The 23,292-nt window shown below is 69.4% G+C and carries 19 protein-coding genes; 16 read left to right on the top strand and 3 right to left on the bottom strand.

Features of this window, described 5'->3' with window-relative positions:
• Positions 1-62: 62 nt before the first annotated feature.
• From HCC78_RS07715 to HCC78_RS07640, 16 genes are all read left to right on the top strand, one after another.
• On the top strand, positions 63-1,088 hold the full coding sequence (locus HCC78_RS07715; protein WP_172328175.1) for a LacI family DNA-binding transcriptional regulator: 1,026 nt from the start codon (positions 63-65) through the stop codon (positions 1,086-1,088).
• Between the two features lie 79 nt (positions 1,089-1,167).
• Positions 1,168-2,238 carry a LacI family DNA-binding transcriptional regulator gene (locus HCC78_RS07710; RefSeq protein ID WP_371743795.1) on the top strand — a complete coding sequence of 357 codons (1,071 nt, stop codon included), beginning with the start codon at positions 1,168-1,170 and terminating at the stop codon, positions 2,236-2,238.
• A 113-nt stretch (positions 2,239-2,351) separates the two neighbouring features.
• The gene (locus HCC78_RS07705) at positions 2,352-3,599 is read left to right on the top strand and encodes an ABC transporter substrate-binding protein (protein ID WP_172328173.1); all 1,248 of its coding nucleotides are present in this window, start codon (positions 2,352-2,354) and stop codon (positions 3,597-3,599) included.
• A gap of 87 nt (positions 3,600-3,686) precedes the next feature.
• On the top strand, positions 3,687-4,613 hold the full coding sequence (locus HCC78_RS07700; protein WP_172328172.1) for a carbohydrate ABC transporter permease: 927 nt from the start codon (positions 3,687-3,689) through the stop codon (positions 4,611-4,613).
• On the top strand, positions 4,610-5,440 hold the full coding sequence (locus tag HCC78_RS07695; RefSeq protein WP_172328171.1) for a carbohydrate ABC transporter permease: 831 nt from the start codon (positions 4,610-4,612) through the stop codon (positions 5,438-5,440). Before HCC78_RS07700 ends, HCC78_RS07695 begins: the two co-directional genes overlap by 4 nt.
• Positions 5,441-5,443: 3 nt before the next feature.
• On the top strand, positions 5,444-7,057 hold the full coding sequence (locus HCC78_RS07690) for a glycoside hydrolase family 43 protein (protein ID WP_172328170.1): 1,614 nt from the start codon (positions 5,444-5,446) through the stop codon (positions 7,055-7,057).
• 13 nt (positions 7,058-7,070) lie between these two features.
• Positions 7,071-8,081: an ABC transporter ATP-binding protein gene (locus HCC78_RS07685; RefSeq protein WP_172328169.1), complete on the top strand. Its 1,011-nt coding sequence runs from the start codon at positions 7,071-7,073 to the stop codon at positions 8,079-8,081.
• Entirely contained in the window at positions 8,078-9,190 is a 1,113-nt protein-coding gene (locus HCC78_RS07680) for a Gfo/Idh/MocA family protein (RefSeq protein ID WP_172328168.1), read from the top strand. Before HCC78_RS07685 ends, HCC78_RS07680 begins: the two co-directional genes overlap by 4 nt.
• Positions 9,187-9,840, top strand: coding sequence for a ThuA domain-containing protein (locus HCC78_RS07675; RefSeq protein ID WP_172328167.1), 654 nt, complete (start codon positions 9,187-9,189; stop codon positions 9,838-9,840). The genes HCC78_RS07680 and HCC78_RS07675 overlap by 4 nt, the downstream gene beginning before the upstream one ends.
• Positions 9,841-9,853: 13 nt before the next feature.
• A complete protein-coding gene (xylA, locus tag HCC78_RS07670; RefSeq protein ID WP_172328166.1) occupies positions 9,854-11,173 on the top strand; it encodes a xylose isomerase in 1,320 nt (439 codons plus the stop codon).
• 50 nt (positions 11,174-11,223) lie between these two features.
• Positions 11,224-12,282 carry a sugar phosphate isomerase/epimerase gene (locus tag HCC78_RS07665; RefSeq protein WP_172328165.1) on the top strand — a complete coding sequence of 353 codons (1,059 nt, stop codon included), beginning with the start codon at positions 11,224-11,226 and terminating at the stop codon, positions 12,280-12,282.
• On the top strand, positions 12,279-13,439 hold the full coding sequence (locus tag HCC78_RS07660) for a Gfo/Idh/MocA family protein (protein WP_172328164.1): 1,161 nt from the start codon (positions 12,279-12,281) through the stop codon (positions 13,437-13,439). The genes HCC78_RS07665 and HCC78_RS07660 overlap by 4 nt, the downstream gene beginning before the upstream one ends.
• Positions 13,436-14,938 (top strand): sugar ABC transporter ATP-binding protein, encoded by a 1,503-nt coding sequence (locus tag HCC78_RS07655; RefSeq protein WP_172328163.1) that lies wholly within the window; start codon positions 13,436-13,438, stop codon positions 14,936-14,938. Before HCC78_RS07660 ends, HCC78_RS07655 begins: the two co-directional genes overlap by 4 nt.
• Positions 14,935-15,939, top strand: a complete 1,005-nt coding sequence (locus HCC78_RS07650) for an ABC transporter permease (protein WP_172328162.1) — start codon at positions 14,935-14,937, stop codon at positions 15,937-15,939. Before HCC78_RS07655 ends, HCC78_RS07650 begins: the two co-directional genes overlap by 4 nt.
• Before the next feature lie 21 nt (positions 15,940-15,960).
• The gene (locus HCC78_RS07645; RefSeq protein ID WP_172328161.1) at positions 15,961-16,908 is read left to right on the top strand and encodes a substrate-binding domain-containing protein; all 948 of its coding nucleotides are present in this window, start codon (positions 15,961-15,963) and stop codon (positions 16,906-16,908) included.
• 118 nt (positions 16,909-17,026) lie between these two features.
• Positions 17,027-17,989 (top strand): 2-dehydropantoate 2-reductase, encoded by a 963-nt coding sequence (locus tag HCC78_RS07640; protein WP_172328160.1) that lies wholly within the window; start codon positions 17,027-17,029, stop codon positions 17,987-17,989.
• 49 nt (positions 17,990-18,038) lie between these two features.
• Here HCC78_RS07640 and HCC78_RS07635 read toward each other — a convergent pair whose 3' ends face one another.
• The 3 genes from HCC78_RS07635 to HCC78_RS07625 are packed head-to-tail and all read right to left on the bottom strand — an operon-like array spanning position 18,039 to position 23,292.
• Positions 18,039-21,389 carry a molybdopterin-dependent oxidoreductase gene (locus HCC78_RS07635; protein WP_172328159.1) on the bottom strand — a complete coding sequence of 1,117 codons (3,351 nt, stop codon included), beginning with the start codon at positions 21,387-21,389 and terminating at the stop codon, positions 18,039-18,041.
• Between the two features lie 9 nt (positions 21,390-21,398).
• On the bottom strand, positions 21,399-22,457 hold the full coding sequence (locus tag HCC78_RS07630) for an ABC transporter ATP-binding protein (RefSeq protein WP_172328158.1): 1,059 nt from the start codon (positions 22,455-22,457) through the stop codon (positions 21,399-21,401).
• Between the two features lie 10 nt (positions 22,458-22,467).
• Positions 22,468-23,292, bottom strand: a complete 825-nt coding sequence (locus HCC78_RS07625) for an ABC transporter permease (protein ID WP_172328157.1) — start codon at positions 23,290-23,292, stop codon at positions 22,468-22,470.

The raw sequence follows: 23,292 nt of genomic DNA, 5'->3' as shown, positions 1-23,292 counted from the left end.
AGTCTTGCCGCTCCGAACGTGTCAACAAGGAACCGTAAACGTTTTTGGAGCGCAGCGGGCGGATGATCGGAATCAAGGATCTGGCACGGCATCTCGACATCTCGATCGGCACGGTGTCCCGGGCGCTGAACGGCCGTCCCGACGTCAATCCCGAGACGCGGGCCCGCGTCATGCAGGCCGCGCAGGAGCTGGGCTATGTTCCGAACCAGTCGGGGCGGTCGCTGAAGGCAGGCGCCACGAACACGGTCGGCTTCATGGTGATGACCAGCCAGGGCGGGACGACCGGCGCGTCGAGCTTCTTCATGGAGGTGGCGGCGGGCATCCAGGAGGAGCTGCGCGAGGAGGGGATGGATCTGGTCATCCTGCCCTGCAGCCGCGAGGAGGAGCCGGCCGCCTATCTGCAGAGGATGGTGGCGCGGCGCCTCGTGGACGGCATGATCATCACGGCCACGACGCGCGGCGATCCGCGGGTGGGCCTGCTGTCGCGGCTGCGGATTCCCTTCGTGACGCTCGGGCGCAGCGGCCCCGCAGATAGCCATGCCTATGTCGATCTGGATTTCGACCATGCTGCCCGGGACAGCGTTGCGCGCCTCTCGGCGGCCGGGCACCGCAGGATCGCCGCCTTCCTTCCGGCCGGAGAGGCCAATCTGGCCCATGTCTACCACGACGGCTACCGCGCGGCGCTGGAAACGGCCGGGATCGCCTATGACCCAGACTTGGTGCTGCGCGTGCCGCGGGACCCGGAGGGGGCGGTCACCGCGCTGGCGCAGTGGCAGTCCATGGCGGACAGGCCGGGCGCTACCGTCATGACCGACAGCCTTTGGGCCATCGGCTTCTACCATGCCCTCCGCGGGGCGGGGCTGGAACCGGGGCGCGACCTGGCGCTGATCGGATTCCTCGAAAGCCGGCAGACCCGGTTCCTTTCCCCGGCCCTTGCCTGCTACCGTTTCGACCATGCCGCCATCGGCCGGGCGCTGGCGCGGCGCCTGCTGGGCGAGCTGCCGCGCAGGGATCAGGCGGAGGCCCGGACGGTGCCCCAGCTGTTCCGCGGCAGCTTCGTCGCCGGAGCGAGCTCCGGCGGGGCGTGACGCCCGCCCGGCAACGCGGTCTTGGTGCCGGTACATGTTTTGATGTACGATACTCAAAATATTGACAAGGACAGGCATGGTGCGAAGCGACAGGGAAGACCGGGGGCGGGCAGCGGACGGGGTGCCGGGCCGCCCCACCGTGCGCGACGTGGCGCGAGAGGCGGGCGTCAGCCTCGCCACAGTGGACCGCGTCCTGAACGACCGCCCCGGCGTCCGCAAGGTCACGGCCCGGCGCGTGGCGGAGGCAATGGAGCGGCTGGGCTACCAGCGCGACATGGCCGCCGCCAACCTGTCGAAGCGCCGCCACTACCGGCTGGTTTTCCTGCTCGCCGATGGCACCAACAGCTTCATGCACATGCTGCGCGATGCGGTCCGCAACACGGCCTCCTTCACCAGCATGGACCGGATCGAACTGCAGACCGTGCTGGTGCCGCCCTTCGACGGCCCGGCCCTGGCGGCGGCGCTCGACGCGCTCGACCCAGAGGAAACGGATGGCGTCGCCGTGGTCGCGACGGACTCGCCGGAGGTGCGCGACGCCATTGCCCGGCTGGCCGCGCGCGGCGTCCGCGTCCTGACCCTGGTTTCCGATGCGCCGACCTCCGTCCGTGCAAGATTCGTAGGCATTGACAACGTTGTAGCGGGCCGCACGGCCGCCGGGCTGCTCGGCAGGTTCTGCGCGGCGCCGGGGCAGATCTGCATCGTCATGGGCTCGGCGCTCCTGCGCGACCATGTGGAGCGGCGCCTGGGATTCGAGACCGTGATCGCCCGCGAATATCCCCATTTGCGATGCCTGCCGCCGATCGAGGGCCGGGACGACGCGGATACGGTCGAGCAGCTCCTGTCCGCCCGGCTGGCAGCCGAGCCGGGGATCGTGGGTATCTACAGCCTCGGCGCCGGCAACCGTGGCATCGTGCGCGCCCTGGACCGGAGGAGGGGCGATCCGCGCATCCAGGTCGTCGTCCACGAGCTGACGCCCTATGCCCGCGGCGCGCTGATCTCGGGCGTGTTCGATGCCGTGATCAACCAGGACGCCGGGCACGAAATCCGCAGTGCGGTCCGGATCCTGAAGGCCCTCATTGACGGCCGCCCCACATTCGATGCGCAGGAAAGCATAAGCATCGACATCTTCATGCGCGACAACCTTCCCTGAGCCATCGGCAACAATCTGCGCAGCCTGCATTGATGGTTGCCAATTCTCGAATCTGATGTACGTTAGTCAAAAATAAGCAAGCCGGGGCATCCGGCGGTACATGGGAGGAGAGAATGAAGTCCATTGCAGGGGCGGCGGCGCTATGCGCTTTTGCCGCCGTGAGTGCGCATGCCGAAACTTCGGTCAAGGTGCTGCGCCCGGAATCCAACAGCCCCGCGCTGCAGCAGTTTTGGCAGGACGTGATCGCGGAATACGAGGCGGCGCATCCCGATGTGGATGTCGAGATCGAATATTTCGCTTCCGAGGCCTACAAGACCAAGCTGCCGACCATGCTGCAATCCGATGCGCGGCCGGATCTGATCTATAGCTGGGCCGGACTCACGCTCGTCGACCAGGTCAAGGCCGGGCTGGTGCAGGACATTTCCGGCGAGCTGGACCAGAACTATCTCGACAGTTTCTCGCCAGGCGCGCTTGCGGCCTTCAGCGACGGCGGCAAGGTCTACGGCCTGCCGATGACCGAGCGGCTCGTGGTGTTCTTCGCCAATACCGAACTGACGGACAAGGCGGGGATCGACCTGTCCGGGATCAAGACCTGGGACGATCTTCTCGGCGCCGTCGCCACGCTGAAGGAGGCCGGGATCACGCCGCTGGTCTCGGGCGGCAAGGACAAGTGGCCGCTGCATTTCTACTACAGCTATCTCGTGCTCCGCGAGGGCGGTGCCGAAGCGATCCGGGCCGCGATGGAAGGCGATGACGAAGGCTTCGAGTCGCCTGCCTTCATCGCCGCGGGACAGAAGATGGCGCAGCTCGCCGCGCTCGACCCGTTCCAGCCCGGCGTTCTCTCGGCCTCGGCCGAGCAGGGCAACACGATGTTCGGCGAAGGCAAGGCGGCCTTCCTGCTGATGGGCGACTGGGCCTACACCCAGACCATCGGCGTGTCCCAGGGCAGCCTGCTGGAAGGCAACCTGGAGATCCTGCCTTTCCCCTCGGTCGTGGGCGGCGCGGGCGATCCGGCGGCGACGCTTGGCGGCATCAACGGCTATGCGGTGACCACCGGCGCTCCGCCGGAGGCCATCGACTTCCTGAAGTTCCTGGTCAATGCCGAGCATCAGCGCGACGGCGCCCGCCGCGGGCTCTTCGTGCCGGTGATCCAGGGCACCGGCGACGCCATAGAAACGCCGTTCTCGCAGCAGATCAACGCAATGATCGAGGCCGCGCCCGAGCACCAGATCTTCCTCGACCAGTTCCTCGGAGCCTCGGTCGGCGGCACGATCAACGACATCTCCGCCGAACTCGTCTCCGGCGACGTGACGCCCGAGGACGCGGCCGCGCGCATCCAGGAGGCCTGGGACTTCCGCTAGGGCGCTCCTCCGTCCCGCGGAAGCGGGCTGCGCCGCTCTCCCGGCGGCGCAGCCGCAATGCGACATTCCCAAGGAAAGGCAAGCAGCATGGCTGCCGTCGAGATGACTGCGGAGAGCCCCTCCGCGACCGAGAAGCTGCGCCGCAGGATCACCAGCGGGCGGATGACGGCGGCCATCGTGCTGCTGCCGCCGGCGCTGATCCTCTTCACGCTCTTCGTGATCTATCCGCTGGCCGGGTCGGGGGTCTATGCCTTCTATGACTGGAATGGCTACAATACGCCCACCGATTTCGTGGGCTTCGGCAATTTCGAGCGCATGGCCGGGCATTCGGTGTTCCAGCAATCGGTGATGAACTCGCTGAAGGTCATCGCCGTGTCGCTGATCGTGCAGCTGCCGATGGCGCTGCTGCTGGCGCTGCTGATCTACCGCCGCACGCCCGAGAACACCGCCTTCCGGCTGATCTTCTTCCTGCCCTACATCCTCGCCGAGATCGCCGCAGGGCTGATCTGGAGCTTTATCGTCGACGGCAATTACGGGGTGGTCGGCGACCTGACCCGCGCGCTGGGGATGGAGCCCTATTTCATCACCTCCGACCGCAGCTGGGCCTTCACCGCCGTGATGGTCGTGATCGTCTGGAAATATTTCGGCTTCCACATGATGATCTACATCGCCGCGCTGCAGGGCGTGCCGAAGGACATGATCGAGGCCGCGCGGATCGAGGGGGCCAGCCGCTTCGGCGTCATCCGCCACGTCCAGATCCCGATGATCAGGCCCGCGATCATCGTCTCGGTGTTCTTCTCGGTGATCGGCGCGCTGCAGGTCTTCGACGTGGTCATCCCGCTGACCAATGGCGGCCCGTCGAACTCGTCCCACACCATCGTCACCTATCTCTACACCTTCGGCCTGGCGCGGCTGAAGATCGGCTACGGCTCGGCCATCGGGGTGACGCTGTTCATTGCCGCCGTGCTGGTCGCGGTCTTCTACCAGCGCCTGTTCATGAGGAAGCCCGCATGACCCGCGCCAACCTGATCCGCCAGATCCTCCGCATAGGCTTCCTGTGCATCGTCGCGAGCTTCGTTCTGGGGCCCTTGCTGGCCACCGTGCTGGGCGGGTTCAAGTCGAACGAGGAGATCCAGACCAGCGCGCTGAGCCTGCCGGCCGTCTGGCGCACCGACATCTATGCCGACATCCTCGCCGATCCGGGCTTCTGGCGCTACCTGGGCAACTCTCTGGTGATCTCCGTCGCCACCGTGGCGCTGACGCTGCTGATCGGCGCGGCCGCGGCCTATGTCTTCGCCCAGATCCGGTTCTTCGGCTCGCGGATGCTGTTCTCCTACCTGTCGCTGGGGCTGATGTTCCCCTTCGCCACCGCGATCCTGCCGCTCTTCGTGCAGGTCCGCGACCTCGGGCTCCTCGACACCTACTGGGCGGTGATCCTGCCGCAGACCGCTTTCGGGCTGTCGCTGGCGATCCTTCTCTTCCGCACCTTCTTCGGCGAGCTGCCGAAGGAGCTTTTCGAGGCCGCCTATGTCGAGGGTTGCGGCTATGTCCGGTTCTTCTGGCAGTTCACCCTGCCGCTCTCGACGCCGATCCTGGCCACGGTGGGGGTCTTCGTCTTCGTGCAGAGCTGGAACAATTTCCTGCTGCCGCTCGTCGTGCTGAACTCGCGCGAGGCCTTCACCTGGCCGCTCGGCATGATGCAGTACCGCGGCGAATATGCGGTGGAATGGAACCGCACCCTCGCCTTCGTCACCCTCACCATCCTGCCCGCCGTCGTCTTCTTCGTCGCCGCGCAGAAATACATCGTCGCCGGGCTGACCGGTGGCGCCGTCAAAGGCTGACCCATGACCGCAACCGCCACCATCCAGAACCCGATCCTGCGGGGCTTCAACCCCGACCCCTCGATCATCCGCGTGGGCGACGACTACTATATCGCCACCTCCACCTTCGAATGGTTCCCGGGGGTCCAGATCCACCATTCGCGCGACCTTGCGAACTGGCGGCTCGTCACCCGTCCGCTCGACCGCGCCAGCCAGCTCGACATGCGCGGCGCCGAGGAATCGGGCGGCGTCTGGGCGCCCTGCCTGACCCATGCCGACGGGAAATTCTGGCTGATCTACTCGGACCTGAAGCGTCGCACCGGCGCCTTCAAGGACAGCCGCAACTATCTCGTGACCGCCGAGACTATCGAAGGCCCGTGGTCCGATCCGGTCTATCTGAATTCCTCGGGCTTCGACCCCTCGCTCTTTCATGACGAGGACGGGCGGAAATACCTCTTGAACATGGTCTGGAACCACCGCAGCCAGGAAAAGGGCGGCAAGTTCGGCGGCATCCTGATCCAGGAATACTCGGTGGAAGAAAGGCGGCTGGTCGGCCCGGTCACCAATATCTACCGCGGCACCGACCTGAAGCTGACCGAGGGCCCGCATCTCTACCGCCGCGACGGCTGGTACTGGATGCTGACCGCGGAGGGCGGCACGGAATACAGCCACGCCGTCACCATGGCGCGCTCGCGGACCCTCCTCGGCCCTTACGAGACCGACCCGGCGAAGCACATGCTGACCTCGAAGGACGCGCCCGACGCCGCGCTCCAGCGCGCGGGCCATGCCGATATCGTCGAGACCCAGGCGGGCGAGCATTACATGGTGCATCTCTGTTCGCGGCCGCTGCCGGGGCTGCGCCGTTCGGTCTGCGGGCGCGAGACCGCGATCCAGAAGATCATCTGGGAGCCCGGCGAATTCCCGCGCCTCGCCCATGGCGGGGTGGTGCCCGCCGTCGAGGTCGCGGCGCCCGACCTTCCCGCGCAGCCCTGGAACGAGCCGCAGCGCGACTTCGGTTTCGCCCCCGGCCCGCTGCCCCAGCCGCTGCAGTGGCTGCGCACGCCGGAGGCGGACCGGATCTTCTCGCTCGATGCGCGCCCGGGCTGGCTCAGGATCTATGGCCGCGAGTCCCCCGGCAACCGCTTCGAGCATGCAGTCGTCATGCACCGCCAGACCGAATGGGCCTATGACGCGGAGACCGAGCTCGACTTCGCCCCCGCGGGCTATCTGCAGATGGCTGGGCTTCTCTGCTACTACAACGCCTATCTCTTCCACTATCTCGCCGTCACTGCGACCGAGGAGGGGGCGCGCGAGCTGATCGTCATGTCGGTCAAGGGCGACTACCCGACCGGCACGCTCGACTATCCGCTCGACCCGGTGCCGCTGCCCGCCGAAGGCACCATCCGGCTCGGCGTCTCGGTGGACCGCGAGAGCCTGCGCTTCCGCTACGCGCTGCCCGGCGGCGACTGGCAGGAGCTCCCCGTCACGCTCGACGCCTCGCTTCTGGCCGACGAGGCCGCGGGCAATGCCTGCGGCAGCCATACCGGCGCCTTCGTCGGCATGGCCGCCCATGACATCGCGGGCACCGCCACCCCCGCAGATTTTTCCCGTTTCACCTACGCGCCCCGCCCGGCGTGAACAGGAGGCCATCATGGCAGAGGTCCGGCTGGACGACATCACCAAGAGCTTCGGGGCGCTGACCGTCATCCCCGAGCTGAACCTGCTGGTCCCGGACGGGTCCTTCACCGTGCTGGTGGGGCCTTCGGGCTGCGGCAAGTCCACGCTCCTGCGCATCATCTCGGGGCTCGAAACGCCGAGCGCGGGCCGCGTCGTGATCGGCGGGCGCAACGTGACGGACGAGGAACCCTCGCGCCGCGAGATCTCGATGGTCTTCCAGTCCTACGCGCTCTTCCCGCATATGACGGTGGCGCAGAACATCGATTTCGGGCTGCGCCTGCAGAAGATGCCCAAGGCCGAGCGCGAGGAGCGCGTCGCCCGTGCCGCGAAGATCCTGGCGCTGGAAAGCTATCTCGACCGCAAGCCCTCGCAGCTCTCGGGCGGGCAGCGCCAGCGGGTCGCCATCGGCCGCTCGATTGTCCGCAATCCCAAGGTCTTCCTGCTCGACGAGCCGCTGTCGAACCTCGACGCGGCGCTCAGGGGCCAGATGCGGGTGGAGCTGGCGCAGCTCCACCTCTCGCTCGGCTCGACGATGATCTACGTCACCCATGACCAGGTCGAGGCGATGACACTGGCCGACCAGATCGTGGTGATGAACGCCGGGAAGATCGAGCAGGTCGGCGCGCCGATGGAGCTTTACGACCGGCCCGCCACCGAATTCGTCGCCGCCTTCATCGGCTCGCCGAAGATGAACCTGCTGCCGGGCCGCAGCATCGGGCGGCAGGACGTGGCGACCGCGGGCATCCGCCCCGAGCATATCCAGGTCGATGGCAGCGCGGGCACCTGGGCGGCCCGCGCCGAGGTGGTCGAGACGCTGGGCGCCGACACCATCGCCTACATGTCCGCCGAGGGCATCGACAGCATCACCGTCCGGCTGCCCGGACATATGCGGCTCAGGGCGGGGGACCGGCTGTTCCTGACGCCCGATGCCGCGAACCTGCATCTCTACGACCGGAAAGGACAGCGCATGGAGGCCCTCGCATGACCCCTCTGGGCATTGGCGTGATCGGCTGCGGCGTGATCAGCGATATCTACATGAAGAACTGCGCGGTCTTCCCGCAGATCCGGCTGGCCGCGGTCGCCGACCTGAACATCGAGGCCGCCGCCGCGAAGGGCGCGGAATACGGCGTCCCGGCGGTCACTGTCGCGGAGCTGCTTGCGCGCGAGGACGTCGATATCGTGTTGAACCTCACCATCCCGAAGGCGCATGTCGAGGTCGGGCTGATGGCGCTCGAGGTCGGCAAGCACGTCTATGCCGAGAAGCCGCTGGCAGGCTCGGTCGCCGATGGCCGCCGCCTGGTCGAGGCTGCCGCGGCGCGCGGTCTGCGCCTGGGCTCGGCGCCCGACACCTTCCTCGGCGGCGCGCACCAGACCGCGCGGGCGCTGGTCGATACCGGGCGCATCGGCCGTCCCACCGCAGGAACGGCCACCATGATGGTCGCCGGCCACGAGCGCTGGCATCCCAATCCGGATTTCTACTATGCGGGCGAGGGCGCCGGGCCGCTGATGGATATGGGCCCCTATTACGTGACCGCGATGGTCAACCTGCTTGGCCCGGTCTCGCGCGTGACCGGCATGGCCGCGAAGGGCCGCGACCGCCGCATCATCGCCACCGGGCCGCGCGCCGGGCAGGAGATCCCGGTCGCGACGCCCACCCATGTCACAGGCGTGATGGAATTCGCCTCCGGCGCGCTCGTCCAGATCGTCACCAGCTTCGACGTCAAGGCGCACCGGCACACTCCGCTGGAGCTTTACGGCACCGAAGGCGCGATGCTGATCCCCGACCCGAACCGCTTCGACGGCGAGGTGATGCTGTATGGCGAGGACTGGCAGGCCCAGCCGATGCGCCACGCCCATGGCGACGGCAACTACCGCGGGCTCGGGCTCGCCGACATGGCCGGCGCCATCGCCGCGGGCCGGGACCACCGCGCCTCGGGGCAGCTCGCGCTGCATGTGCTCGACGTGATGGAGTCGCTCCTGCGCTCGGCGGCTTCCGACCGGGCGGAGACCCTGTCCACAACCTGCGACCGTCCCGCGCCGCTGCCCGCGGGCACCGGGACGGGCCGCATCGAAGAACCGGAGATGGCCCAATGACCCGCAAGGCGCTGGTATTCTATGGCGGCTGGGACGGGCACGAACCCGGCCCGGCTTCGGAAATCGCGGCCGGCCTGCTCGCCGCCGAGGGCTTCGAGGTCACCCGCGAGGAAGGCACCGCCATTCTCGCCACGGCAGATCTGGCCGGCTTCGACCTGATCGTCCCGGTGATGACCATGGCCGAACCGGAAAAGGAAGAGGTCGCGGCGCTGACCGCGGCGGTCGAGGCCGGGACCGGGCTCGGCGGCTTCCATGGCGGCATGGGCGACACCTTCCGGAAGAACACCGACTACCAGTTCATGGTCGGCGGCCAGTTCGTCGCCCATCCGGGCAATGTCATCGACTACCGCGTCGAGATGGCGGCGCCGGGCGACCCTCTGCTCGCCGGGATCGGCGATTTCGACTACCGCTCGGAACAGTACTACATGCATGTCGATCCGCGCATCGAGGTGCTGGCCGCGACCGTTTTCTCGGGCGAGCACGCGCCCTGGGTCGCGGGCACGCGCATGCCAGTGGTGTGGAAGCACCGCCATGGCGAGGGCCGGGTGTTCTACTCGGCGCTCGGCCACAAGGCCGCGGAATTCGAGCATCCGCAAATGAAGGAAATCCTCCGCCGCGGCCTGCTCTGGGCCGCGCGCGACGCAGCATGAGGGAGGCCCCCAGATGGACGGCACCAGAGTTTCGCGCTTTTTCGAGGGCATCCCGCAGATCGCCTATGAAGGCCCCGGAGCGGAGGGCGAATTCGCCTACCGCCACTACAATCCCGACGAGGTCGTGCTGGGCAGGCGGCTGGAGGACCACCTGCGCCTGGCCGTCGCCTACTGGCACAGCCTCGCCTGGACCGGCACTGACCCGTTCGGCGGCCCGACGCTGGAGCGGCCCTGGTCGGGGGCGGGGATGGAGGCTGCACGGCTGAAGGCGGAAAGCGCCTTCGAGCTCTTCCGCATCCTCGGCACCCCCTATTTCTGCTTCCACGATGCCGATGTCCGCCCCGAGACCGGCAGCCTGCGGGAGAACATCGCCGGGCTCGACGAGATCGGCGACCTCTTCGCGCAGAAGATGGAGGAAACCGGGGTGAAGCTCCTCTGGGGCACGGCCAACCTGTTCACCGATCCGCGCTTCATGGCGGGCGCGGCGACCAACCCGGATCCGGAGGTCTTTGCCTGGTCGGCGGCCACGATCCGCTCCTGCATGGACGTCACCCACCGGCTCGGCGGCGAGAACTACGTGATGTGGGGCGGGCGCGAGGGCTACGAGACGCTCCTGAACACCGATCTGGGGCGCGAGGCCGACCAGGCGGCACGGATGCTCGGGCTCGTGATCGACTACAAGCACAAGATCGGCTTCAAGGGCACGCTGCTGATCGAGCCGAAGCCGCAGGAGCCGACCAAGCACCAGTACGACTACGATGTCGCCACGGTCCATGGCTTCCTGAAGCGCTACGGCTTCGAGGACGAGGTGAAGCTGAACATCGAGCAGGGCCATGCCATCCTCGCCGGGCACAGCTTCGAGCACGAGCTGGCGCTGGCGGGGTCGCTGGGGATGCTGGGCTCGATCGACATGAACCGCAACGACTACCAGTCGGGCTGGGATACCGACCAGTTCCCGAACAACGTGCCCGAGGTCGCGCTGGCCTATTACGAGGTGCTGAAGGCCGGCGGGCTCGGCACCGGCGGCACGAATTTCGACGCGCGGGTGCGCCGCCAGTCGATCGACGCGGCCGACCTGGTGCTTGGCCATGTCGGCGCCATCGATGTCTGCGCCAAGGGGCTGAAGATCGCGGCGGCGATGCTGGAAGACGGGCGGCTCGAGGCGCTCCGGACGGAGCGCTATGCCGGCTGGGACGCCCCGGAGGCGGACGGCCTGCTGGCCGGAGGGCTGGCCGATATCGGTGACCGCGCGGTGGCCGCCGACCTGCGCCCGGAGCCGCGCTCCGGTCGGCAGGAACGGCTGGAAAACCTTGTGAACCGCTACATGAGCTGAACCGCCCCCGGTGGCCGCGCAGGCGGCCGCCACGGGCACGGGAGGACAAGATGAAGACTTTGAAGGGCCCGGCGCTGTTCCTGGCGCAATTCGCCGGGGACGAGGCGCCGTTCAATTCCTGGCCGGCCATCACCCGCTGGGCGGCGGATTGCGGCTACCGGGGCGTGCAGGTGCCGAGCTGGGACACCCGGCTGATCGACCTCGCGAAAGCGGCGGACTCGAAGGACTACTGCGACGAGTTCAAGGGAATTGCGGCCGAGAGCGGCGTCGAGGTGACCGAGCTTTCCACGCATCTGCAGGGCCAGCTCGTCGCCGTGCATCCCGCCTATGACGAGATGTTCGACGGCTTCACCGTGCCCGAGATGCGCGGCAATCCGGCGGCGCGGCAGCACTGGGCGGTGGAGCAGGTGAATCTCTGCCTGACCGCCTCGCGCAACATGGGTCTGACGGCGATGCCGAGCTTTTCCGGCGCGCTGGCCTGGCCCTATGTCTATCCCTGGCCGCAGCGGCCGCCGGGACTGATCGAGCAGGCCTTCGACGAGCTCGCCGCGCGCTGGCGGCCGATCCTCGACCATGCGGACGAGATGGGGGTCGATGTCTGCTATGAAATCCATCCCGGCGAGGATCTGCATGACGGCGACAGCTACGAGATGTTCCTCGACCGCGTCGGCGGCCATGCCCGCGCGATGATGCTCTACGATCCCAGCCACTACGTGCTGCAGGCGCTCGATTATCTCGACAATCTCGACATCTACATGGAGCGGATCGGCGCCTTCCACGTGAAGGATGCCGAGCTGAACCCCACCGGACGCAAGGGCGTCTATGGCGGCTTCCAGAGCTGGAAGGACCGCGCCGGGCGGTTCCGCAGCCCCGGCGACGGCCAGGTCGATTTCGGCGCGGTCTTCTCCAAGCTTTCGGCGGCGGGCTTCGACGGATGGGCCGTCGTCGAATGGGAATGCGCGCTGAAGCATCCCGAGGACGGCGCGCGCGAGGGCGCGGCCTTCGTGAAGGACCACATCATCCGCGTCACCGAGCGCGCTTTCGACGATTTCGCGGACGGGGGCAGCGACGCAGCCGCCAACCGCCGCATCCTGGGGCTGGACCGATGACGCGATTTCAGGGACGGACGGGGCCGATCCGGCTGGGCATGGTCGGCGGCGGGCAGGGGGCCTTCATCGGCGCGGTGCACCGCATCGCGGCGCGGCTCGACGGCGCGTACGAGCTGGTCGCCGGCGCGCTCTCCTCGACCCCGGAAAAGGCGCAGGCATCCGGGCGCGAGCTGGGACTGGAGCCGGACCGCATCTATGACGATTTCGCCGCCATGGCCGCAGCGGAGGCCGCGCGGGACGACGGGATCGAGGCGGTGGCCATCGTCACCCCGAACCACATGCATGCCCCTGCGGCCCGGGCCTTCCTCGAGGCCGGCATCCACGTGATCTGCGACAAGCCGCTGACCGCGACGCTGGCAGATGCCGAGGCGCTGGCCGCGGCCGCGGCGGCCTCTGACATGCTCTTCATCCTGACCCACAACTATACCGGCTATCCGATGATCCGCCAGGCGCAGGCCATGGTCGCAGCGGGCGAGCTCGGCCGGATCCGCGTCGTGCAGGTCGAGTATCCGCAGGACTGGCTGGCCGAGGCGGCGGGGCCCGAGAACAAGCAGGCCGACTGGCGTACCGATCCGGCGCGCTCGGGCGCGGGCGGGGCGACCGGCGACATCGGCACCCATGCCGTGCATCTGGCGGGCTTCGTCACCGGGCTGAAGATCGAGAAGCTCGCCGCCGATCTCGACGCTTTCGTGCCGGGCCGGCAGGTGGACGACAACGGCCATGTGCTGCTGCGCTACGAGGGCGGCGCCAAGGGCATGCTCTGGTGCAGCCAGGTCGCTGTCGGCAACGAGAATGCGCTGCGGCTCCGGGTCTATGGCGAGACCGGCGGGATCGAGTGGTCGCAGGAGGAGCCGAACAGGCTCTGGTTCACGCCTTTCGGCGAACCGTCGCGGCTGCTGACCCGGAACGGAGCGGGGGCCACGGCGGCTTCGCAGCGGCTGTCGCGCACGCCGGGCGGCCATCCCGAGGGCTATCTGGAAGGCTTCGCCAATATCTATTCCGAGGCGGCCGCGGCGATCCGGGCGCATCGCGACGGCCGCGCGCCGGAGCCGGAGGTCAGCTTTCCGGGCATTGCCGACGGGCTGATGGGCGTGCGCTTCGTCGCCGCCTGCGTGCGCTCGTCGCGGGCCGATGCCGCCTGGACCGCGCTGGAATGATCGCCCCGGTCCTGTCCCTGCAGGCGGTGCGCCGCAGCTTCGGCGGGATCGAGGTGCTGCACGGGGCGGACCTGGAGCTGCGCGCCGGCGAGGTCCATGCCCTGATCGGCGAGAACGGGGCAGGCAAGTCCACCACAATGAAGATCCTCGGCGGCTACCTGCCGCCGAGTTCCGGCCAGGTGAAGCTGGACGGCGCGCCGGTCCGCTTCGCAGGGCACCGCGGCGCCGAGGCGGCGGGCGTCGTGATGATCCACCAGGAATTCAATCTCGCCGAGCCGCTCAGCGTCGAGGAAAACATCTTCCTCGGGCGCGAGCTGCGCCGCGGTCCCTTTCTCGACAAGCGCGCGATGCGCGCCGAGGCGCGGCGGCTGCTGGCCGAACTCGACTGCCCGCTCGACCCTTGCCGCCGCGTCGCGGATCTGTCGGTCTCCGACAAGCAGATGGTCGAGATTGCCAAGGCGCTCGGCCGCGAGGCGCGGGTGCTGATCATGGACGAGCCGACCGCGGTGCTGACCCGGCGCGAAACCGCCGTGCTGCTGGGGCTGGTCGCGCGGCTGCGCGACCGCGGCACGGCGATCCTCTTCACCTCGCACAAGCTCGACGAGGTGGCGCAGGTTGCCGACCGGGTCACCGTGCTGCGCGACGGGGCGGTCGTCGCAGCGGGACCCGCCGCCGACATGACCGAGGACGAGATGGCCCGCGCCATGGTGGGCCGCGAACTCAGCGACCTCTTCCCGCCGAAGCCGCCCGCGCCGGGCGCGGAAACCGTCCTGTCGGTCGAGGGGCTCGACGTGGAGGGGCTGGCCGGGCCCGCCTCCTTCTCGCTCTGCCGCGGCGAGGTTCTGGCGCTGGCCGGTCTGGTCGGGGCGGGCCGCACCGAGCTGATGGAGGGCATGATGGGGCTGCGCGCCGCAACCGGCCGCATCGAGGTCGCGGGACAGGCGCTGCCGCGGCTCTCGCCGGGCGCGGCGCGGGCGGCGGGGATCGCCTATCTGACCGAAGACCGCAAGGGGCGGGGACTGCTGCTGGAGAAGCCGCTGGCCGAGAACCTGACACTGCTGGCGCTCGGCCGCTTCGGCCGGCCCTTCCTCGACAAGGCAGCGGAGGCGCGGGCGCTGGACGAGGCCATCGGCCTCTACGACATCCGCCTGCGCGACCGCCGGATGGCGGCGGGCCAGCTATCGGGCGGCAACCAGCAGAAGCTCTTGCTCGCCAAGGTGATGCTGGCCGAGCCGCAGGTGGTGGTCATCGACGAGCCGACCCGCGGGATCGACATCGGCACCAAGCAGCAGATCTACGGGCTCATCGCGGTTCTGGCCGCCTCGGGCCGCTCGGTCATCGTGGTGTCTTCGGAACTGCCCGAGGTGATCGGCCTTGCGCACCGCGTCCTGGTGATGCGCCGCGGCGCCATCGCGGGCGCGCTGGAAGGCGGGGAAATCGGCGAGGAGGCGATCCTGCGCCTCGCCATGGGACTGGACGAGGGAGGCCGCGCCGCATGAGCGCAACTGCAGAAGGGCCGGCCCGTTCCGCGCCGCGCCGCAAGATCGATTTCCACGTGCTGGGCCCGATCCTGGCGCTTGCCGCGCTGATCGTGCTCGGCGCGCTGATCAACGGCAATTTCCTCAGCTACGGAAATCTCTCGAACGTGCTGTCGCGCTCGGCCTTCATCGGCATCATCGCGGTCGGCATGACCTTCGTGATCACCGCGGGCGGTCTTGACCTGTCGGTGGGTTCGATGGCCGCCTTCATTGCCGGGCTGATGATCCTCGTCATGAATGCCGCGATGCCCGCGACCGGGACGGGGCTGGCCACCGTGCTGATCGGCATGGCAGCGGCACTCGCCGCCGGGCTGGCGGCGGGGCTGCTCAACGGCTTGCTGGTCACCCGCGCCGGGATCGAGCCTTTCATCGTCACGCTGGGCACGATGGGCGTCTATCGCAGCCTCGTCACCTGGATGGCCGATGGCGGCACGCTGTCGCTCGATTTCGACCTGCGCAGCTTCTACGGGCCTGTCTATTACGGCACGGTGGCGGGGATCAGCTGGCCGATCCTGGTCTTCGCCGCCGTGGCCGTGGCCGGCGAGATCGCGATGCGGCGGATGCCCTTCGGCCGCCACTGCGCCGCCATCGGTGCCAGCGAGAAGGTCGCGCGCTATTCCGCGGTCGAGGTCGACCGCGTGCGGCTGGCCACCTATGCCGCGCTCGGTCTGCTCGTGGGCGTTGCGACGATCATGTACGTGCCGCGGCTGGGCTCGGCCTCGGCCTCGACCGGGCTTCTGTGGGAGCTCGAGGCGATCGCCGCGGTGATCATCGGCGGCACGGTGCTGAAGGGCGGGTCGGGGCGGATCTGGGGCACGGTTGTCGGCGTGCTGATCCTCAGCCTGATCGGCAACATCCTGAACCTGACCGATGTGGTCAGCCCCTATCTGAATGGCGCCATCCAGGGCGGGATCATCATCCTGGCGGTGCTGATGCAGCGCGGGTCAACCGCGCGCGAGTGAACCACAAAGGGAGGAAGACACGTGAACAAGCTGGCATATCTTGGACTGGCCGCGGCTCTGGCCGCCGGTCCGGTCCTGGCGCAGGACGACGACACGCAGGTGATCGGCGTCTCGATCCCCGCCGCGACCCACGGCTGGGCGGGCGGGCTCAATTTCCACGCGCAGCAGACCGTGGAACGGCTGGAGGAGACCTATCCGCAGCTCGATTTCGTGCTGGCCACGGCCTCGGGACCGGCGCAGCAGGTCAACGACATCGAGGACATGGTGGCGACCCGCAACATCGACGCGCTGGTGGTGCTGCCCTTCGAATCCGAGCCGCTGACCGGGCCGGTCGCCGCCGTGGCGGAGCGCGGCACCTGGGTCACCGTCGTCGACCGCGGCCTGTCGCAGGAGGGGATCGAGGATCTCTACGTGGCGGGCGACAATGCCGGCTTCGGCCGCGTTTCGGGGCAGTTTTTTGCCGGCCGCCTGCCCGAGGGCGGCAAGATCGTCGTGCTGCGCGGCATCCCGACCACGATCGACAACGAGCGGGTGGAGAATTTCCAGGCCGCCATCGAGGGCACCGGCATCGAGATCATCGGCATGGAGCACGGCAACTGGAACCGCGACGATGCCTTCACGGTGATGCAGGACTTCCTGTCGCGCCATCCGCAGATCGATGCTGTCTGGGCCTCGGATGACGACATGGCGGTCGGCGTGCTGGCAGCGATCCGGCAATCCGGCCGCGAGGACATCGGCTTCGTGCTGGGCGGGGCCGGGATGAAGGAGATGGTCAAGCGCGTGGCCGACGGCGACGCGATGGTTCCGGCCGACGTCACCTATCCGCCGGGAATGATCGCGACGGCCATCGAGATGACGGCGGTGGGGCTGGTTTCGGACGCGCCGGTCTCCGGCAGGTTCACGATCGGCTCGGTCCTGGTGACGCCGGAGAACGCCGCGCAGTTCTACTATCCCGACAGCCCGTTCTAGGGGGTCCGGTCCCGGGGCTGCGGTTCCGGGACAGCCCCGGCCTGCGGCCCATCGCGGTGCCATCGACATGGACCGGGCCGCAGCCTAGTGTCGCCTCCGGTACCGGGAGGAGGGCATCGTGAAGTTATCCGTCATCGGAGCGGGCGCAATCGGCGGCTGGCTGACAGCCGGTTTCGTCAGGGCCGGCGCAGAGGCAACCGTGCTGGCCCGCGGCGCGACATTGCAGGCCCTGCAGCGGAACGGCCTGGTGTTCGAGGCCGAGGGCAGGCGCGAGACGCTTCCCGTCGCGGCGACCGGCGATCCCGGAGCCCTGGCAGGCGCCGACGTGCTGCTCCTGGGGGTGAAGGCCCATGACCTGCCTGCGCTGGCGCCCGTGATCCGTGCCGCTGCCGGACCCGGCACGCTGGTGATGCCCGCGGTCAACGGCCTGCCCTTCTGGTTCTTCGAGGGGTTCGGCGGTCCGGCCGAGGGGATGACGCTGGAGGCCGTGGACCCGTCCGGCCAGCTGGCGCAGATCATGCCCGCGCGCAACATCCTGGCCAACGTCGTCCACGCGGCCAGCCTGGCCGCAGCGCCCGGCCACATCCGGCTGGTCAAGGCCGACCGGGTCCTGATCGGCGGGCAGCCGGACCAGGCGCAGGATATCGCCGATCACCTTCAGCGCGGCGGCATTCCCGCGCAGGTCAGCGCGGACATCCACCGCGAGGTCTGGGGCAAGCTCTGGGGGAATTCGAACATGAATCCTCTCTCCGCCCTGTCCCGCGCCACTGCATCGCAGCTGCTGGACAATCCGGGCACGGCCTCCCTGATCGCCGCCATGATGGAGGAGATGTCCGCCCTTGGCGACCGCATCGGCCTTTCCGGGTTCGGCGGCATCGCGGGCCGCATGGCCACGACCCGCAAGCTCGGCGCATTCCGCACGTCGATGCTGCAGGATGTCGAAGCGGGCAGGCCGATCGAACTGGAGCCCATCCTGGGCGCGCTGGTCGAGCTGGCCGAACGTCTGGACCAGCCAATGCCGGTGACCAAGGGGATCCATGGCCTGACATCGCTGCTCGACCGGAACCTGCGCGGCGCGTGACCGGCAACGGCCGGAGCGGGGCACGCGCCTCGCTCCGGGCCGCCGATGCTCAGGCATCCAGCACGAGGCGGCCCATCGGATAGGCCTGGCACAGCAGGCAGCGGTCTGCAGAGGGGTCTTCGGGTTCGGCGAAATGTCCCGCCTGTCCCTCCAGCACGTCGACCGCGCAGCTTTCGCATTGCCCGGTCCGGCAGCCGGAGGGCAGGGCGATGCCCCGCGCCGCGGCAAGGTCCAGGATCGCGCCGTCGCCGGGCCGCCAGTCGAGCACGGTCCCCGAGCGCTTCAGCAGGACCTCCGCAGCGCGTGCGGCGGAGGGCGGGTCCGACCGCGGCGCGGAGAAGGCCTCTTGGAAGATCTCGAAGTCCGGCACGCCCCGGGCGCGCAGCCCGCTGCGGAACTCCGCGATCATCGCCTCGGGCCCGCAGAGATAGAACCGCGCCCGGCGCGCGATCAGCCCGGGACCAATCTCCGCAGCGGTCATCCGGCCGGAGCCGCCGCGGCTGTGGACGCTGTGCAGCGTGAGGAAGGGCAGGGCAGCGTCCAGCGATGCGAGGCGGCTTCGGAACGGCTGGTGCGCGGCGTCGCGGGCGATGTGGAACAGGTGCATCTCAGGTCCGGATCGCCCCCCCGAAGCCAGCGTTTCGAGCAGGCCCAGAAAGGGCGTCACGCCGATCCCGGCGGCAACCAGCACCAGCGGGAACCGGTTTTCGACCGGCAGCGTGAAGCGTCCGCCCGGTCGCCCCGTCTCCAGCTCGGTGCCGGGGGGCAGGTCCGCATAGATAGCCGACAGCGTGCCCGGACCGTTGCGCCGGATGGCAATCTCGTAGCGCGCGGGCGCGTCCCCCGCCGCTCCGGTCAGCGAATAGCTGCGGGCCGCAGGCCCCCCCGGCAGGCCGATGGCAACATGCTGGCCGGGCAGGAAGCCGGGAAGCGGCGCGCCATCGGCGCGGGCAAGGGTCAGCGCGACGACCTCTGGCGTTTCCTCGCGGCGGGCCTCGATCCTGAGCCGCTGGCGGCCCGGCGCGGCGGCAGGCTGGTCCGCGGCGCGGCGGATCTCGCAGGTCATCGAGCGCAGCGCGGGCGCGCCGCTGACGGGATCGAGCGGCAGGTCCTGCGCCAGGCTGTTGTAGCTGGCATCCGTCCGGCCGCCGATCCGGTAGCCGGGCAGGCCCAGATCGGGGGCGGCCTCCCACCAGCCATTCTCGGCCATGGCGACGCCCGGATGCAGGCCGGGATCGAGATGCGCGGTCATCGAGATGCGGGCGCCGCCGCGGCGGATCTCGATCCGGTCGCCCTCGGCGATGCCCCGGGATGCCGCCGTATCCGGGTGCAGATCGGCGCGGGGCAGCGGCGACTTGCGGCGCAGCCCGGCAATGCCGCGGTGCTGGGTGTGGCAGAAATGGCCGTTCTTCGCCGTGGTCAGCACCAGCGGATGGGCCGCGTCCGCTTCCGCGGGGCTGCCGAAGCCGGGCAGCGGCGGATAGCCGTGTTCGAGAAAGGTCTCGGAATGTATCTCGATCCGCCGGCTGGGAGTCGCGAAGCCCCGCACGCCGCCGCCGCAAGGATCGGCATATTTCCGGAAGCCGTGGCGGAGCGGCACGGTCAGGCCGCCGGGCGCGGCGCGCAGCTCGGCGATGCAGATCCCGGCGGGCCGCAGCAGCGCGTCCTGCGCTGCCTCCCAGTCGCCGTGGTGGAAGTCCGCGCCGAAGCCCAGTCGGCCGGCAAGACCTGCCACGATGTCGAAATCCGAGCGCGCCTCGCCCTGCGGCGGCACCATGGCGGGGCGAAGCTGGATGCGCTCCTGCGCGGCACGGGAAATCTCGAACCCCTCGCGCAGACCGTCGCGTTCCCAGGCGCTGTTCACCGGCAGGACGACATCGGCGCATTCCGCGCTGGGATTGAGGAACAGGTCGCAATGGACATGGAAATCCAGCGCCTCCAGGGCGGCGCGGCCGCGCTGCGGATCGGGCTGCGAAGCCAGCATGTTGGTGCCGAAGCTGACCAGCGCACGGATGCGGTAGGGGTCTTGCTCGAGGATGCCGCGGTAGAGTTCCCCGCCGGTGACCCAGCCGTTGCGCGCCGGACCCAGCGGGCGGGCGGCAAGGCCGAGCGCGCGGGCCGCCTGTGCCTTCGGCAGCATGGCAAAATCGCTGGCGCGGACCACCGGCAGGGCGGGCCAGATCACGTTGCCGCCCGGCGCATCATGCTGGCCGGTCAGCGCGAAGAGGATGGCGATGGCGCGGTCGGTCTGGCTGGCATCGGCATGCTGGCCGATGCCGTTCCAGCCGTAATAGCTGACCCGGTCCCCTGCCGCCGCGATTGCCGCCGCCAGGGCGCGGATCGCGGCGGGCTCGGTCCAGCACAGCTCCGCGGCGCGCTCGGGCGCGTAGCCATCTGCCGCCTCGCGCAGATGTGCGAAGACCGGTCGGCAGGCCAGGCCGGGTGCCGCCTCGTGCCGCCCCTCCAGGGCGAGCCGCGCCGCCATCTCCGCGCCGATGTCCTGCCGGGTATCGAGCGCCACCGGCCTGCCCGCGCCGGCATCCCAGCCGACAAGGGCCTCCGCCGGGGCGAGGCCGATCTCGCCCGCGCGCAGGAGCCTGCCGGTGTCCTCGCGCACCAGGAAGGGTGCATTGGTCCAGCGCCGCACGAAAGCCGCATCGAAGCCGCCGATGGCAATGAGTTCGCGGATCAGCGCCATCGCCAGCGGCCCGTCGCTGCCCGGACGCGGCTGGAGCCAGTGGTCCGCCCCTGCGGCCAGCCGCGTCCGGCGCGGGTCGATCACGGCCAGGCGGGCACCCGCGGCGCGAGCTTCGGCGATGGCGCCCGCCTGGGCCAGCCAGGTCTTCTCGGGATTGTGGCCCCAGAGCACGATCAGCCGGCTCTGCGCATAGTCGGGCGCGGGCATGCCGGTGCCCAGCGTGTAGCGGTGACAGTGGTCCTTGTGCCAGTTGCACAGCTCGGTCGCGTAGCTGATGTTCGGGCTGCCGTAGCGCCAGACGAAGCGTTCGAGCCAGCCGATGCTGTCCGAGATCGAGGTCGCGCTCGGCGAGGCGAAGGCGAAGGCCGCGGCCTCCGGACCGCTTTCGGCGGCGACTTGCGCGAGCTTCCCTGCGACGAGATCCAGCGCTTCGTCCCAGGACGCCTCGCGGAAGCCGGGATCGGGATCGCCCTTTGGGCGGGTGCGGATCAGCGGCCGTGCGAGCCGCCGCGCGCTGTGGACGATCTCGGGCGCCGCGCGGCCCTTGGGGCAGATGGCGCGGCCGGTCGGATGGTCCGGATCGGGGCGGACCGACACCAGGCAGCCGTTCTCGATGCGGTTGATGGTGCCGCAGCGCGAGCGGCAGAAGGTGCAGTAGCCCCGCACCTCCCGGCCCCCGGCCGCGTCGTCGCGTTGGGTCATGGGGATGTCCTAGATGAGGATCGTGGAGGGTGCGCGCCAGCAGGCGGTCACGGTCTCGCCCGGCTCGAAGCGCTCGGCCGGGTCGTGATCGGCATTCCGGCGGTGCACGGTCAGGGTCCCGCCGCCAAGCGACAGGCGGTATTCGACGAGGCTGCCGCGGTAGACCACCTCCTCGATCCTGGCGGACAGGCTGTGGCCGTCGGCCTCCGCGCCGCGCCCCGGCAGCAGGCGGATGTTCTCTGGCCGGATGGCAAGCGCATGGCCCCCGGCCCGCGCGCCCTCGCAGCCGTAGCCCAGCAGTTCGCCGGTCGCGAGGCGGAAGCGGCCCGGGCCCTCGCGGCGGCCGGGCAGGAAATTCGACATGCCGAGGAATTCGGCGACGAAGCGGTTGGCCGGGGTCGCGTAGATCTCGCCGGGGGTGCCGGTCTGCTCGATCCGGCCCGCCGACATGACGACGATGCGGTCGGCAATGGCCAGCGCCTCGTCCTGGTCATGGGTGACGAAGACCGTCGTCAGGCCCAGCCGACGCTGCAGGCGGCGCAGCTCGCTGCGGACCTCGCCGCGCAGCTTGGCGTCGAGCGCCGAGAGCGGCTCGTCCAGAAGCAGCGCTTCGGGATTGTAGACGACGGCGCGCGCCAGCGCGACGCGCTGCTGCTGGCCGCCCGAGAGCTGCCGGGGCAGGCGGTCGGCAAGATGGCCGAGCTGCACCAGATCGAGCGCGCGCGCGACGCGCTCCGCGGTCTCGGGTTTGCCCACCTTGCGCATCTTCAACCCGAAGGCGACATTTTCGGCGACGGTCATGTTCGGGAAGAGCGCGTAGCCCTGGAAGACCAGGCCCGCATTGCGCTGGTAGGGCGGCAGCCGGGTGACGTCGCGGGCGCCGAAGCGGATATGTCCGCCGTCGGGGATGGCCAGCCCGGCGATCATCCTGAGCGTCGTCGACTTGCCGCAGCCGGACGGGCCGAGGAAGGCGAGGAACTCGGCCTCGCGCACCTTCAGATCCAGCCGGTCGACCGTGGCCTGGCCGCCGTAGATCTTGGTCACCTCCGTGAGGGCGATGCTTGACATTGGGGTCTCCTCAGAAGGCGCGGGTCAGCTTGAAGACGCGGTCGGTGGCGATCATCACCGCCGAAATCGCGGCGATCTGCGCCGTGGCGACGGCGGCGATGGTCGGGTCCACGCTCCATTCGAGATAGTTGATGATGGCGATCGGCAGGGTGGTGGTGCCGGGGCCGACGAGGAACAGCGACTTCTCCAGGTCGACGAAGGAGATCACGAAGGAGAAGAGTCCCCCGGCCACCAGCCCGGAGCGGATCGCGGGCAGGGTGACGAGGAAGAACACTGCCAGCGGACGCGCGCCCATCACGGCGGCTGCCTCCTCGGCCTGCCGGTCCATGCCGACCAGCGCGGCAGTGACCAGACGCACGGTCCAGGGCAGGGCGATCAGGCTGTGGCCCAGCACCAGCCCGCCCATCGTCTGCGCGAACTGCACGCCGGTCAGGATCTCGGCCTCGATCAGGAACATGTAGAGCGCCAGCCCCGCCACGATCCCCGGCACGATCAGCGGGCCGAGCAGCACCGACTGGATCGCTTCGCGGCCGCGGAACTCCGTCCGCGCGAGATAGAGCGCCGCGGGCACGCCGGCGGCAAGGCTGGCGGCCGTGGCGGCGAGCGCGACCCAGAGGCTGGTCGCCAGCCCGCCGCGGAAGCGCGGCATCTCCCAGGCGGCGGCATACCAGGACAGGGTGTAGCCTTCCGGCGGGAAGGCGATGATCTTGCCCTGGAAGAAGCTGACCCAGACGACGGTGGCCAGCGGTCCGGCCAGCAGCAGGAAGGCGAGGACGGCGAGCGTGCCCATGGCCAGGCGGAATCCGGCGCCGGGAGGCAGCAGGCGGGACAGCAT

Origin of the sequence: Mangrovicoccus sp. HB161399, assembly GCF_013184745.1 — a bacterium.
Lineage (GTDB): Bacteria > Pseudomonadota > Alphaproteobacteria > Rhodobacterales > Rhodobacteraceae > Mangrovicoccus.
Note: the sequence above shows the minus strand (reverse complement) of the source record. Positions and strands in the feature narration are given on the sequence as shown.